Origin of the sequence: Cellulomonas persica, from assembly GCF_007989825.1 — a bacterium.
GTDB lineage: Bacteria > Actinomycetota > Actinomycetes > Actinomycetales > Cellulomonadaceae > Cellulomonas > Cellulomonas persica.
Genome location: NZ_BJUA01000013.1, coordinates 70,784 through 83,467, shown reverse-complemented (window position 1 = coordinate 83,467; position 12,684 = coordinate 70,784). Strand labels below are relative to the sequence as shown.

At 73.8% G+C, this 12,684-nt stretch carries 12 protein-coding genes; 3 read left to right on the top strand and 9 right to left on the bottom strand.

Annotated elements, in window-relative coordinates:
• Nucleotides 1–61: 61 nt before the first annotated feature.
• Genes CPE01_RS13030 through CPE01_RS13020 form a run of 3 tightly spaced genes read right to left on the bottom strand, consistent with a single transcriptional unit; the run spans nt 62 to nt 2,231 of the window.
• Nucleotides 62–472 carry an SCO2097 family morphological protein gene (locus tag CPE01_RS13030; protein ID WP_146807253.1) on the bottom strand — a complete coding sequence of 137 codons (411 nt, stop codon included), beginning with the start codon at nt 470–472 and terminating at the stop codon, nt 62–64.
• Between the two features lie 38 nt (nt 473–510).
• A complete protein-coding gene (dinB, locus tag CPE01_RS13025) occupies nt 511–1,794 on the bottom strand; it encodes a DNA polymerase IV (protein ID WP_146807252.1) in 1,284 nt (427 codons plus the stop codon).
• On the bottom strand, nt 1,791–2,231 hold the full coding sequence (locus CPE01_RS13020) for an SAV_6107 family HEPN domain-containing protein (RefSeq protein ID WP_146807251.1): 441 nt from the start codon (nt 2,229–2,231) through the stop codon (nt 1,791–1,793). The genes dinB and CPE01_RS13020 overlap by 4 nt, the downstream gene beginning before the upstream one ends.
• A gap of 200 nt (nt 2,232–2,431) precedes the next feature.
• Between CPE01_RS13020 and CPE01_RS13015 the strand changes: the two genes are divergently transcribed.
• On the top strand, nt 2,432–3,349 hold the full coding sequence (locus tag CPE01_RS13015; protein WP_146807250.1) for a spermidine synthase: 918 nt from the start codon (nt 2,432–2,434) through the stop codon (nt 3,347–3,349).
• A 176-nt stretch (nt 3,350–3,525) separates the two neighbouring features.
• Here the strand turns inward: CPE01_RS13015 and CPE01_RS13010 are convergent, their stop codons facing one another.
• Nucleotides 3,526–3,729, bottom strand: coding sequence for a cold-shock protein (locus tag CPE01_RS13010; RefSeq protein ID WP_146807249.1), 204 nt, complete (start codon nt 3,727–3,729; stop codon nt 3,526–3,528).
• 360 nt (nt 3,730–4,089) lie between these two features.
• Nucleotides 4,090–5,028 carry a proteasome assembly chaperone family protein gene (locus CPE01_RS13005; protein ID WP_146807248.1) on the bottom strand — a complete coding sequence of 313 codons (939 nt, stop codon included), beginning with the start codon at nt 5,026–5,028 and terminating at the stop codon, nt 4,090–4,092.
• Between the two features lie 173 nt (nt 5,029–5,201).
• Between CPE01_RS13005 and CPE01_RS13000 the strand changes: the two genes are divergently transcribed.
• Nucleotides 5,202–7,439 (top strand): HelD family protein, encoded by a 2,238-nt coding sequence (locus tag CPE01_RS13000; RefSeq protein WP_146807247.1) that lies wholly within the window; start codon nt 5,202–5,204, stop codon nt 7,437–7,439.
• A 147-nt stretch (nt 7,440–7,586) separates the two neighbouring features.
• The gene (gene serA / locus CPE01_RS12995; protein WP_146807246.1) at nt 7,587–8,786 is read left to right on the top strand and encodes a phosphoglycerate dehydrogenase; all 1,200 of its coding nucleotides are present in this window, start codon (nt 7,587–7,589) and stop codon (nt 8,784–8,786) included.
• A 196-nt stretch (nt 8,787–8,982) separates the two neighbouring features.
• Here serA and CPE01_RS12990 read toward each other — a convergent pair whose 3' ends face one another.
• From CPE01_RS12990 to CPE01_RS12975, 4 genes are all read right to left on the bottom strand, one after another.
• Nucleotides 8,983–9,171: a DUF5302 domain-containing protein gene (locus CPE01_RS12990; protein WP_146807245.1), complete on the bottom strand. Its 189-nt coding sequence runs from the start codon at nt 9,169–9,171 to the stop codon at nt 8,983–8,985.
• A 112-nt stretch (nt 9,172–9,283) separates the two neighbouring features.
• Nucleotides 9,284–11,296, bottom strand: coding sequence for a S9 family peptidase (locus CPE01_RS12985; RefSeq protein ID WP_146807244.1), 2,013 nt, complete (start codon nt 11,294–11,296; stop codon nt 9,284–9,286).
• A gap of 64 nt (nt 11,297–11,360) precedes the next feature.
• Nucleotides 11,361–11,894 (bottom strand): transcriptional regulator NrdR, encoded by a 534-nt coding sequence (gene nrdR / locus CPE01_RS12980; protein ID WP_146807243.1) that lies wholly within the window; start codon nt 11,892–11,894, stop codon nt 11,361–11,363.
• A gap of 218 nt (nt 11,895–12,112) precedes the next feature.
• Nucleotides 12,113–12,487 carry a LysM peptidoglycan-binding domain-containing protein gene (locus tag CPE01_RS12975; protein WP_146807242.1) on the bottom strand — a complete coding sequence of 125 codons (375 nt, stop codon included), beginning with the start codon at nt 12,485–12,487 and terminating at the stop codon, nt 12,113–12,115.
• Between the last annotated feature and the right edge of the window lie 197 nt (nt 12,488–12,684).

Here is a 12,684-nt window from a genome sequence, read left to right as displayed (position 1 = left end):
GGCACCGATCAGCGCCGGGCGTGACGGTCGTCGCAGCGGGACGGGTGGGCGCGACCTCGGGTCACAGACCGCCGCTCTCGCCGCGACGGCGGTCCCAGCGCTCCTCCATGCGGGACATGAAGCTCTGCCCCTTGGCACGTCCCTTGGCCTTCTTCTGGCCACCGTGCTTGCGGACGGCGCCGTCGTCGGTCACGACGCCCGTCGGACCGGACTGGCGGTGCGGGCGCGCGAACGCGTACGCGACCGGCACGAACATGACGATGAAGCCCACGACACCGAGCAGCGGGAGGCTCTCCGCGGCGCCGATCACGAGCAGCAGCAGTCCGAGCGCCGCGCCGATGCCGGCGACGACGTAGCGTCCGACCGCACGGCGGCCGCGCTGCGTCAGCGTGTTCGCCAGACGCGGGTCGTCCGTCGCGAGCTGGCGCTCCATCTGCTCCAGGACGCGCTGCTCGTACTCAGAGAGAGGCATCCCGACCCCCGATGGTCATGTCGATGAACGTGTCGGGATCAGGATAGATCCGCCACCTGGAAGGTGGTAGTCGAGCGATCCGATGTCGGGGTCGAGATCGCGGTCGCCGGACGGATCGCGCGAGCGCCGAACTTGTCCCGGACCTGGTCCATCGCGCGCTCGGCCTCGCGGTGCGCCTCGTCCGACCCAGCGCCCTCGTCCACCACCTCCGCGAAGGTCGGCTGACGGACCGCGACGGTCACCGGCGAGAGCGTCTCGACCCGGACCCCGACCAGCCGTACCGGCAGTCCGCGCAGGTCCACGCCCGCGAGCATCGCTCGGGCCGCCAGGTAGATCTCGCGACCGACGTCGGTCGGCGTGCCGAGGGTGCGGGACCGGGTGAGCGTCCGGAAGTCGGAGGTGCGGACCTTGATCGTGACGGTCCGGGCGACGAGCGAGCGTTGCCGCAGACGCCGGGCGCACCGGTCCGCCAGCTCGAGCGCCTTCGCCTGCACGACGCCGAGGTCGTGCTCGTCCGTGACGAAGGTCTCCTCCGCCCCGATCGACTTCTCCTCCCGCCCGGGGCTCACCGGACGCGGGTCGCGGCCCCACGCGAGGTCGTGCAGGTGCGCGCCCGCGACCTTGCCGACCGCGCGCTGCACCGTCGCGACGTCACAGTCCGCGAGCTCCGCGACCGTCGTGATGCCCCAGCGGCCCAGCGCCGCCTCGGTCCGCTCCCCCACGCCCCAGAGCGCGCCGACGGGCAGCGCGCGCAGGAAGTCGACCGTCGCAGCCTTGGGCACCAGCAGGACGCCGTCGGGCTTCGCGTGGCCGGAGGCGATCTTCGCGACGAACTTGGTCGACGCGATGCCGACCGAGCACGTGATGCCGTACCGCTCGCGCACGACCCGGCGGATCGCCTCGGCGATCTGGGTGGGCGGACCGAGCCTGCGGCGCGCGCCCGCCACATCGAGGAACGCCTCGTCGACGCTCACCTGCTCGACGAGCGCGGTGACGTCCGAGAGCACCTCCATCACCCCGACCGACACCTCGTGGTACGCGCTGTGGTCAGGCGGGACCACGACGGCCTGCGGGCACAGGCGCATCGCAGCGGCCATCGGCATCGCCGAGTGCACGCCGTACGCGCGCGCCTCGTACGTCGCAGCCAGGACGACGCCGCGCGCGGCACCGCCCACGATCACCGGCAGCCCGCGCAGCTGCGGCCGGCGCGCGAGCTCGACGGACGCGAAGAACGCGTCCATGTCGACGTGCAGGATCGAGCAGCCGTCCTCGCTCGTCCCCCAGCTCCGACGGACGTGCGCCGCGCGGGGCGCTCGGCTCACGACGCACGCACCGCGAGCATGCGTGGGCTCCCGCCCCGCTCCGCCAGGTCGCGGGCGTCGAGCGCCTGGACGAGCTCGCGTGCGGCGTCGACGAGGTCCTCGGCGGCGCACAGCGTGAGCTCGGCCCGCTCCTCGTCGACCTGGTCGAAGCGGCCGGCGTCCACCGCCGAGCGCAGCGCGGCGCCGTCGGCGAAGAAGCGCGCCAGCCGCTCGAGCTCGGGGGCGACCTGCGTGAGCATGCCCCAGACCGTACGAGGGGCACCCCGACCCGTCGGGGCGCCGCGCCGGGCGATGACGGCCGCTCCCGCCCGGAGGCCCGCCAGGTGGGCGTGCCCGAACCGCTCCCACGGCTCGCTCGAGTACTGGGCGGCGAGCAGCTCCGCGTCGGCTCGCGCCAGCAGCTCGTGCGCGCGACCCGTGTGCACCACCGCCACCATCCCCGACCACCTCCACCTCGCACCGTGCGGTCGACCGCGCCGCGGTCCACCCTGGTTCACCTCAGTATCGAACATCTGTTCGATCTCCGTCAAGCGTGGAGACCTCGCCCCCGGATTCCCCACGAACGACGTCCCGCGGACGATCGACGGCGGGACCTCCACGGAGGACCGCCCCCGGGGGCGACCCGTAGGGTCGACGCATGCCCGACCGAGGACGACGCCAAGGCTCGCACCGACCACCGACATCGGGTCCAGGCGGCCGTACGACCGCCCGGTCCGGTGCCCGCGCGACCCGCGCGTCCTGGCCGACCGGGCCGGTCACCATCCCGACGGGGACCGTCGAGATCGTCCCCGACCCCGACCACTCGTCGGGCGCCACGCTGCTCGTCAACGGCGTGCCGAGCTCCTACCTGGACCTGGACGACCCGGGCGTCCTCGCGTTCGAGTACATGCAGCAGATGGCGCTCGTCGTGGACGTCCTGCGGCCCGGCGACCCTCTCGACGTCGTCCACCTCGGGGCCGCGGGCTGCGCGCTCGCGCGGGCGCTCGACGCGGTGCGACCGGGCTCGCGCCAGATCGCGGTCGAGCTCGACGCCCAGCTGCCCGAGCTCGTGCGGACGTGGTTCGCACTCCCGCGCTCCCCCGCGCTGCGGATCCGGGCCGGTGACGCGCGCGAGCAGCTCTCGCGGCTGCCGGACGCGTCGGCGGACGTCGTCGTGCGGGACGTGTTCGCGGGCGACACCACGCCGTCGCACGTCACGACCGTCGAGATGGTCCGCGACGTCGCCCGCGTGCTGCGTCCGGGCGGCCTGTACCTGGTCAACTGCGCGGACGGTGCGGCACTCACCCGCGCACGCAGCGAGGCCGCGACCCTGGCCGACGTGTTCCCCGACGTGGCCGCGATCGCGGAGCCCTCGCTCCTGCGCGGCCGCGGCTACGGCAACGTCGTGCTCGCGGCGAGCGACGACGCGCAGCTGCTCGCGGTCGCCGGGCTGGCGCGCGCGGTCCGCAGTCTCCCGGCACCGGCCCGCCTGCTGCGCGGCGACGAGCTCGCCGCGCTCGTCGGCTCCGCGCCCGTCCTGCGCGACCCGCCCGTCGACACCCCGGCCGGCGCCTGATCTGTCCTGAGCGGCCCTGGCTGCCAGACCGCGGCGGCGAAGGAGACGGGCACGACCACGACTCGGTGACGGCAAGGGCCCAACGACGGCAGGGTCCCGCCACGACGAAGGGACCGACCCTGGTCGGGTCGGTCCCTTCGTGGAGTTCCGCGACGCTCGCGGTCGTACGTCCGAGCTCAGAGCGGGCGGACGTGCTCCGCCTGCGGACCCTTCTGGCCCTGCGTGATCTCGAACTCGACGCGCTGACCCTCGTCGAGCGTGCGGTAACCCTGCGTCTCGATCGCGGAGTAGTGGACGAAGACGTCGGCACCGCCGCCGTCCTGGGCGATGAACCCGAAGCCCTTCTCAGCGTTGAACCACTTGACTGCACCCTGCGCCATGTCGTGCTTCCTTGTCGTTCCACTCGGTGGCGGCCACGGAACTGCTCCGCGACCGTGCCGCAATGCCTCACGTCCTGCACCGGGTGGGCCAGCCGAAGGGCTGGTGGGACTGCCGCCCCGGGTCACCGGGAGCGACGGCACCGGTCAAGCGATCACGCCACTGCAACGTCAGCGATCCTTGCATCGCGCTGTGTCGTGCGCCACGCCTCACAGGGGTCGTTCGACCGCATTTCGACAACGATTGGGTAAACACCGCGCGATCCGTGCGCCGGACGGGTGACCGGCCAGGTCACCAGCCTCGGTCGAGGTCGACGCGAAGGACGGTGCGCACGGCGGTGCGAATGCGGACGCGACGTCGGGTCAGGTGCCCGCGGGGTCGTCGCCCTGCTGTGCCAGGAAGCGTTCGAACTCGGCGCCGAGCTCGTCGGCCGTCGGCAGGTCCGTGGCCTGCGCGAGCAGGCTCGTGCTGCCGACATTGCGGCTGAACGCGTCGTACTGCTCCTCGAGCGCGGTCACGAGCGAGCGCACCTCGTCGGACTGGGACACCTGACGCTCGATCTCGAGCGTCGCGTCGGTCGCCGCCGCGTCGAGCTCGCCCGTGCGCAGGTCCAGACCGGTCGCACGCTCGACGGCGCGCAGCCCGGCGATCGTCGCCTGCGGGTACTGCGACTGCGCGAGGTAGTGCGGGACGTGCACCGCGAAGCCCATCGCGTCGTGGCCGGCCTCGCCGAGTCGCAGCTCGAGCAGCGCCGACGCGCTCGCCGGCACCTGCACCTGGCCGAACCAGGAGCGGTGGTCGGCGACGAGGTCGGCGCGCGTCGCGTGCGCCGTCACGGACACGGGCCGCGTGTGCGGCAGACCCATGGGGATGCCGTGCAGCCCGATCGTGAGCGGCACGTCGAACCGCTCGACGAGCTGACGGACCGCGGCCACGTACCGCTCCCACTGCACGTCCGGCTCGGCGCCGTGCAGCAGCAGGAACGGGACCCCCTCGGCGTCGCGCACGAGGTCGACGACGAGCTGCGGCTCCTCGTAGTGCGTCCACGCGGTCGCGTCGAACGTCATCGCGGGTCGGCGCGAGCGGTAGTCGACGAGCTGGTCGGTGTCGAACGTCGCCAGGCGCGTGTGCGGGAACTCCTCGACCAGGTGCTCGACCGCGAGCTGGCCGGTGGCGCCGGCGTCGACGAACCCGCGCACCGCGTGCACCAGCACCGGTCCGCTGCCCTGGACGGCTGACCGTGCCCGGACCTCGGCCTCGGCCGCCGGGTCCACCTCGTAGATCTCGCTGGGGTCCAGCATCCTCGCGCGCACTCCCTCGTCTTCTCGGACGTCTGGCGTGCTCAACGCGCCGGCGCGCGCCACGATTCCCGCGCACGAACCACGCGTCGGTGCGTCGCGACGCCGCGGGCGAGGTGGAACAATGGACGGCCGCTCATCGGCCCCGCGACGAGCGCCCTGAGGAGGACACGCGCGTGACGACCCCGGACGACGAGATCGCCCTCGAGCAGCAGCAGGTCGACGTCGTCTACGGCCGGCTCGACGAGCTGCGCGCGCAGACCCGGTCCCGACTCGCGGCGGTCCGGCGCGAGGGACCGTCGGGCTCGCCGCAGAACCGCAGCGAGCGTGATGCGTTCGCCACGCTGTACGAGGACCGGCTCGCGCAGCTCGAGGCCGTCGAGGAGCGCCTGGTGTTCGGCCGGCTCGACCTCGACGACGGCGCGCGCCGCTACGTCGGGCGGATCGGCCTGACCGACGAGGAGCAGACCCAGCTGCTCACCGACTGGCGCGCTCCGGCAGCGCGTGCGTTCTACCGCGCGACCGCCGCTCACCCCGAAGGCGTGCAGCGCCGCCGTCACGTGGTCACCCGCGGTCGGACCGTGACCGGCGTCGAGGACGAGGTCCTCGACCTCGACCTGCTCGACGGCGACGGCGACGAGCTGACCGGCCTGTCCGGCGAGGGCGCGCTCCTGGCCGGGCTGCGCGCGGCCCGCACCGGCCGGATGGGCGACATCGTCGCGACCATCCAGGCCGAGCAGGACGCGATCATCCGCTCCGAGCTGGGCGGCGCGCTCGTCGTGCAGGGTGGGCCGGGCACCGGCAAGACCGCGGTCGCGCTGCACCGCGCGGCCTACCTGCTGTACGCGCACCGCCGGTTGCTCGAACGCTCGGGCGTGCTGCTCGTCGGGCCGTCGCGCACGTTCCTGCGCTACATCGACCAGGTCCTGCCGTCGCTCGGCGAGACCGGTGTGGTCACCACGACCATCGCCGACCTGGTGCCGGGCGTCGTCGCGTCCGGCGACGAGCCCGAGCACGTCGCGCAGATCAAGGGCCGGGCGGTGATGGCGCGCGTGATCGCGCGCGCCGTGAGCGACCGGCAGCGCGTGCCGGCCGAGCCGACGACCGTGCGCATCGACGGCCGCACCGTCGTCGTGCGCCCGCAGGACGTGGCGCAGGCCATCGCGCGCGCCCGTCGCCTGCACCGCCCGCACAACCTCGCGCGGGTCGCGTTCGTGCGCGACATGCTCTCGCGCCTCGCGGCGCAGTACGTCGACCAGCTCGCGTTCGACGTCCCGCCCGACGAGCGTGCGGAGATCCTGGAGGACCTGCGCTCGACCCGGGAGATCAGGATCGCCCTGAACCTCGCGTGGATGCCGTTGACCCCGCAGAAGCTCCTCGCGGACCTGTACGCCAAGCCGTGGCGGCTCGAGTCGGCCGCACCGCAGCTGTCGGCCGACGAGCGCGCGCTCCTGGCGCGCGAGCCGGACGCGCCGTGGACGCCCGCCGACGTCCCGCTGCTCGACGAGGCCGCCGAGCTGCTCGGCGAGGACGACCAGGCGGCTCGCGCGCAGGCGCGCGTCGCGGCCGAGGCGCGGCAGCGCGAGGTCTCGTACGCGCGTCAGGTGCTCGAGCAGACCAGCGCGGGCGCGTTCGTGTCGGCCGAGCTGCTCGCGGACCGGTTCTCGGCGGGCGGTCCCGTGCTCACGACCGCGGAGCGCGCCGCGGCGGACCGCACGTGGACGTACGGTCACGTCGTCGTCGACGAGGCGCAGGAGCTGTCGGCGATGGCGTGGCGCGCGCTGCTGCGGCGCGTCCCCACGCGGTCGCTGACGATCGTGGGCGACGTCGCGCAGACCTCGTCGGCCGCGGGCGCGCGCCAGTGGGCCGCGATGCTCGACCCGGTGCTGCGCGGGAGCTGGCGACAGGCGGACCTCACGGTCAACTACCGCACGCCCGCGTCCGTCGCGGACGCGGCGGGTCGCGTCGCCGACGCCGCGGGCCTGCCCCGCTCTCCCCTGACGTCGGCGCGCGAGGTCCCCGACGCGCTCGTCGTGACCCGGGTCGAGGACGCCGCGCTCACGAGCGCCGCGGCGACGGCTGCGGTCGACGCGCTGCGCGCGGTGCAGGACGAGACGGGTGCCGGGCGCGTGGCGGTCATCGCGGCCGCCGGACGCGTGGACGAGCTGCGTGCCGCGGTCGAGGCCGCGGGCGGCGAGCGCGCCGACCAGCGCGCTCCGCTCGACCTCGACGCGCCGGTCGTCGTGCTCACGGCGCGTCAGGCGAAGGGGCTCGAGTTCGACCACGTCGTGCTCGTCGAGCCCGGCGAGGTGCTCGCGGTCTCCGCCGGTGACCTGTACGTCGCGATGACGCGTCCGACGAGGGCGCTGCACGTGCTGCACGCGCGCGGCCTGCCCGCGGGGCTGAGCGACTGACCGGCTGACCGCCCGGGACCGGCACGGCAGACGAGGATCACCGGCGGTGCTGGGGCCTACCGGGTCCACGTCGTCGCTGCGTCCGGCAGCCTGTCCGCAGATCGGACAACGCGGCGCCCAGCACCCGGACAGGCGCACGATGGGGCCGTGCCCAAGGCCCTGCTGCTCGAGAACCTCCACCCGCACGCCCGCACGATCCTCGAGGACGCGGGCTTCGACGTCACCACGCGCACCGGCGCGCTCGACGAGTCCGAGCTGATCGACGCGCTCGACGGCGTCGCGCTCCTCGGGATCCGGTCCAAGACCCAGGTCACGGCGGACGTCGTCGCCCACGCCCCCGACCTCGTGGCGATCGGCGCATTCTGCATCGGCACGAACCAGATCGACCTGCGCGCCGCCGCCTCGCTCGGGATCGCCGCGTTCAACGCGCCGTTCTCCAACACGCGTTCCGTCGTCGAGATCGCGATCGCCGACATCATCTCGCTGACGCGCCGTCTGACCGTGTTCGACAAGGAGATGCACGGCGGGATCTGGAACAAGTCCGCGACCGGCGCGCACGAGGTCCGCGGCCGCACGCTCGGCATCATCGGCTACGGCAACATCGGCACGCAGCTGTCGGTGCTCGCGGAGAACCTCGGCATGTCCGTCGTCTTCTACGACGCGGCCGAGAAGCTCGCGCTCGGCAACGCGCGCCGCGCCGCGACGCTCGACGAGCTGCTCGAGGTCGCCGACGTCGTGACGCTGCACGTCGACGGACGCCCCGGCAACGCCGGGTTCTTCGGCGCGCCGCAGATCGCCCGGATGAAGCCCGGCTCGATCCTGCTCAACCTGTCCAGGGGCTTCGTCGTCGACCCCGCGGCGGTGCGCGACGCGATCGTGTCCGGCCACCTCGCGGGCGCCGCGATCGACGTGTTCCCCGAGGAGCCGAAGCGCAAGGGCGACCCGTTCGAGTCCGAGCTGCGCGGCCTGCCGAACGTCATCCTCACGCCCCACACCGGTGGCTCGACCGAGGAGGCGCAGGAGGCGATCGGGCAGTTCGTCGCCCACAAGGTGCGCGACTACCTGGCCACAGGCTCCACGACCCTGTCGGTCAACCTGCCGAACGTCGCGCTCGACCAGCCCCCGGGCGTGCACCGGCTCGCCTACCTGCACCGCAACGTCCCCGGCGTGCTGGCGAACGTCAACGCGACGCTCGCCGAGCACGGCGTGAACATCGAGGGACAGCTGCTCGCAACCCGCGGCGAGCTCGGCTACGTGGTGACGGACGCCGGCTCGCCGGTCGAGGACGCGCTCGTCGACGCGCTCGCCGCGCAGCCCGAGGCCATCCGGGTGCGTCTGCTGTCCTGAGCGCGACGGGTGGCCTGCGCGCGCATCCCCTCGCGATCGCGGCGGCCACGGCCTCGCCCGAGCACGCACAAGGCCCCGACCGGTCGACCGGTCGGGGCCTTGTGCGCCTCTGCGTCGCCTGACGGCTCCGCGGGCCTCTCCGCCCCGGACGTGCCCGCCGCGCGGACCCGTCCGGGGAGGGGCCGTCAGCGCGTCGTCACGACGAGCCGGACTTGCGCTGGAACCGCCGCTGCGCAGGGCCGGTGGTCTCCGAGCCGTGCACCTGCCCGGTGTTCGCCTGGGCGTCGGCCGTGCGGTGCTGCGCGCCCTTCTTGCGCTCGAGCGCCTCCCGGAACTTCGCCTTCGCGTCCTCACTGACCGCCGGCTTGGTGTCGTCGTGCGCCATCGGCTCCTCCTGTCCGTCGTCGAACCCTCAGCGTGGCCGACGCGCGGCGCGCGTGCCACCTCAATCCCGCCCCGGAGCCCGTCGGACACCGGTGGGCCCCGGGGCGGTCGTGTCAGACGGTCGCGCCCGCGGGCTCGACCGGCAGCCAGCGCTGCCACCAGCGCAGCACGTGCTCGAACCGCTCGACGCGGTGCGCGGGCCGCCCCGAACGCGTCAGCTCGTGACCCTCGCCCGGGAACAGCAGGAGCTCGGTCGGGACGCCGCGTCGCTTGAGCTCGACGAACCAGCGCTGCCCCTGCTCGACCGGGCACCGCCAGTCCTGCTCCGAGTGGATGACGAATGTCGGCGTGCGCACCGAGGCGACGTGCGCCATCGGCGACTGACCCGCGACGAGGTCCGCCTCCGTCTCCGGCTCACCCAGGTACTCCAGCCCGAAGAACCAGCCGATGTCGCTCGACCCCACGAAGCTCACCGGGTCGAGGAAACCGCGCTCGACGATCGCCGCACGGAACCTGTCGGTCCGCGTCGTCAGCCAGGCGGTCATGTAGCCGCCGTACGAGCCGCCCATGACCCCCGTCCGCTCCGCGTCGGTCCGGTCGTCGGCCAGCGCCTGGTCGAGCAGGGCGAGCACGTCGTCGGTGTCGACGGTGCCGAAGCCGCGGCGGATCGCGCGCCCGTGCGCGCGTCCACGGCCCGACGAACCACGCGGGTTGCCGTGCACGACGGCGTAACCCGCCTCGACGAGCACCTGCACCTCGTCGAAGACCGCGTGCGTGTACTGCGCGAACGGACCGCCGTGGATCGTGAGGATCGTCGGGTGGGGACCCGCGCCGTACCGCTCGGGGTCCGGCGTCGTGAGCCAACCCTCGACGCGGTAGCCGTCGGGGGCGTGCGCCACCAGCGGTTCGGGCACGCGGACGCGCCCGGTGGCACGCAGCTCGGCCGACAGGTCGGTGAGCACGCGTTCGTCGTCGCCGTGCACGGCGACGACGTCCCCAGCGCTGCTCGGCGTCGCCCGGACCGCGACCAGCACGCCACCCGAGAACGCCGCCGCGCTCACGACGACCGCGCCGCCCAGCAGGTCGTGCAGCACGCCGTCCGCGCCGACCCGGCACAGGTGCACCGCCCCGGAGCGCAGCGGTGCGACGGCGACCTCGTCACCGCCGAGCTCGACCAGCACCGCGGGGTCGAGGTCCACCTCGTCGGGGTCCGTGAGCCGGCGCGCGGGACCTGCCGCAGCGCCTGCCTCGTCGAGGGGGACCTCGAACAGCCCGGTCAGCGCGGCGATGAAGTCACGGCCGGACTCCCCCGCGTCGTCCGCGAGGAGCCACACGCGCCGGCCGTCCGCGGCGGGAAGGACGCGCGAGACCGACAGCGACGAACCCGCGTCGGCATCCGTGAGGGGTGTGATCGTCGCAGTCCCCTGCTCACCCACGAGCTCGTCCGGGACCACGACGGCCACCGCGTCGCGCCGCAGGTCGTCCTCGCGCGCCGCGTGGCGCGCCAGGACCGCTGCGATCGACCGGCCGTCGGTGAACCAGCGCGGCGCGTCGACGTCGCTGTCCGCGTCGGTCAGACGGAACGACGACGGGACCGCGACCGCGTCCCCGGTGGCGTCCGGCACCTCGACGACGAACAGCTGACGGGTGCGGTCCCGCACGAACCCGATCCCGTCGGCGCGGTGGCGGAGCTCGGTGATGAGACGCGGACGCTCGGCGGCGGGGTCCCCGTCCGGCACGTAGCGCCCCTCCTGCGGTACGCGCGCCACGAACGCGATGCGACGCCCGTCGGGCGAGAACCGGGGCTGCCCCGCGCCGAGCGGCTCCGCGGTGATCGCGAACGGCTCACCGCCCGCCGCCTCGACGAGGTGGAGCTGCGGCTTGCCCGAGCCGCCGCGCACGAACACGACCCACCGGCCATCCGGCGAGACGTCCGGCTCGCTGTCGCTGTGGCCGCGCGTGAGCTGCCGCGGCGCGGACCCGTCCGTCGGGACGATCCACAGGCCGCCGCGGTACTGGTCCGAGTCGCGGTCGGGACGCGAGACCGCGACGATCGCCGCGGAGCCGTCGGGAAGCAGGGCCGGCGCGCCGGGCGCACGCAGCAGGAAGACGTCGTCAGGAAGCATGGTCCGACCGTAACCCGAACGTCAGGCCACTCCTGCCACGGGTGCGCGCCGTCACCCGCGCAGGTCAGAGCGCCGAGCCGGACTCCACCGAGTCGTCGTGCGACGACTCCTCGTCACCGAACGCCTCCTCGTCGCCCTCGCCGTCACGCTCGGCGCGCTCGGCCCGCAGGACGGTGATCGCCGCCTCGAAGTCCTCGAGCGAGTCGAACGCCTGGTACACGCTCGCGAACCGCAGGTAGGCGACCTCGTCGAGCTCGCGCAGCGGACCGAGGATCGCCAGACCGATCTCGTACGCGTCGATCTCGGCCGAGCCCGACGACCGCAGGGTCTCCTCGACCTTCTGTGCGAGCAGTGCGAGATCGTCCTCGCTCACCGGGCGTCCCTGGCAGGCCTTGCGCACGCCGCCCGCGATCTTGTCCCGGCTGAACGGCTCGGTGGCGCCGGACCGCTTCACCACTGACAGGCTCGTGGTCTCCACGGTCGTGAACCGACGGTTGCAGGACGGGCACTGACGACGGCGACGGATCGAGGACCCGTCGTCCGAGGTCCGCGAGTCGACGACCCGAGAGTCCGGGTGACGGCAGAACGGGCAGTGCACCCTGAGCCTCCCTGCGCCATGAGATCAGTGCCGACGTGCGCCGACCCCGAACGATCGTACCGACCCCGGCCGGACCGACGACCCGAGGGCCGACCCCACCGGGACGGGCCGGGTCCGACCGCCCGCGTCGGCAGCGACGCCTCAGGGATGGCGGCCCTCGGGCGCAGTACCGCTCGGCCTCGGCCCCGCGGAAGCTGGGTTCGGTCTCACGCGCGCCGTCAGCCGCGCGGGACGACGATCTCCTGGCCGGCGACGACCTGGTCACCCGACAGCCCGTTCACGCGGACGAGCTCGCGCACCTGCGCACTCACCGACTCGCCGGCGCCTCGCGACTGCGCCGCGATGTCCCACAGCGTGTCACCGGCCTGCACGACGTAGCGGTCGACCGTGACGTCCGCCGGGGCGCCTGCAGCCGACCGCGCGCCGAGCGCGAACGCCACCGCGGCCACGACGAGCGCGAGAACCACGACGACGGCGCGGCCACGACGCGTCAGGTGCAGGCCGGCCGGCGCGGCCGCCTGGCCGCGCTCGCCCGCGGACGAGCGCACGCCACGGATCGTCGGGACCGAGGGACCGATCACCATCGTGCTCATCGCGCTTCCTCTCCTTCGTGACGCCGGACCACCCGCTTCCCGCAGCGCGGCGGGGTAGGGCCTCGTCCGTCATACACCTGTTCGTCATACATGTGTTCGTCGTACGTCTGTACGAGTTCTACCAGAGGCCCGCGACACGCGTCCAGAGATGTCGAACAGATGTTTGAAATCGCTGGTCCGCCTGCGTAGGCTTCCTG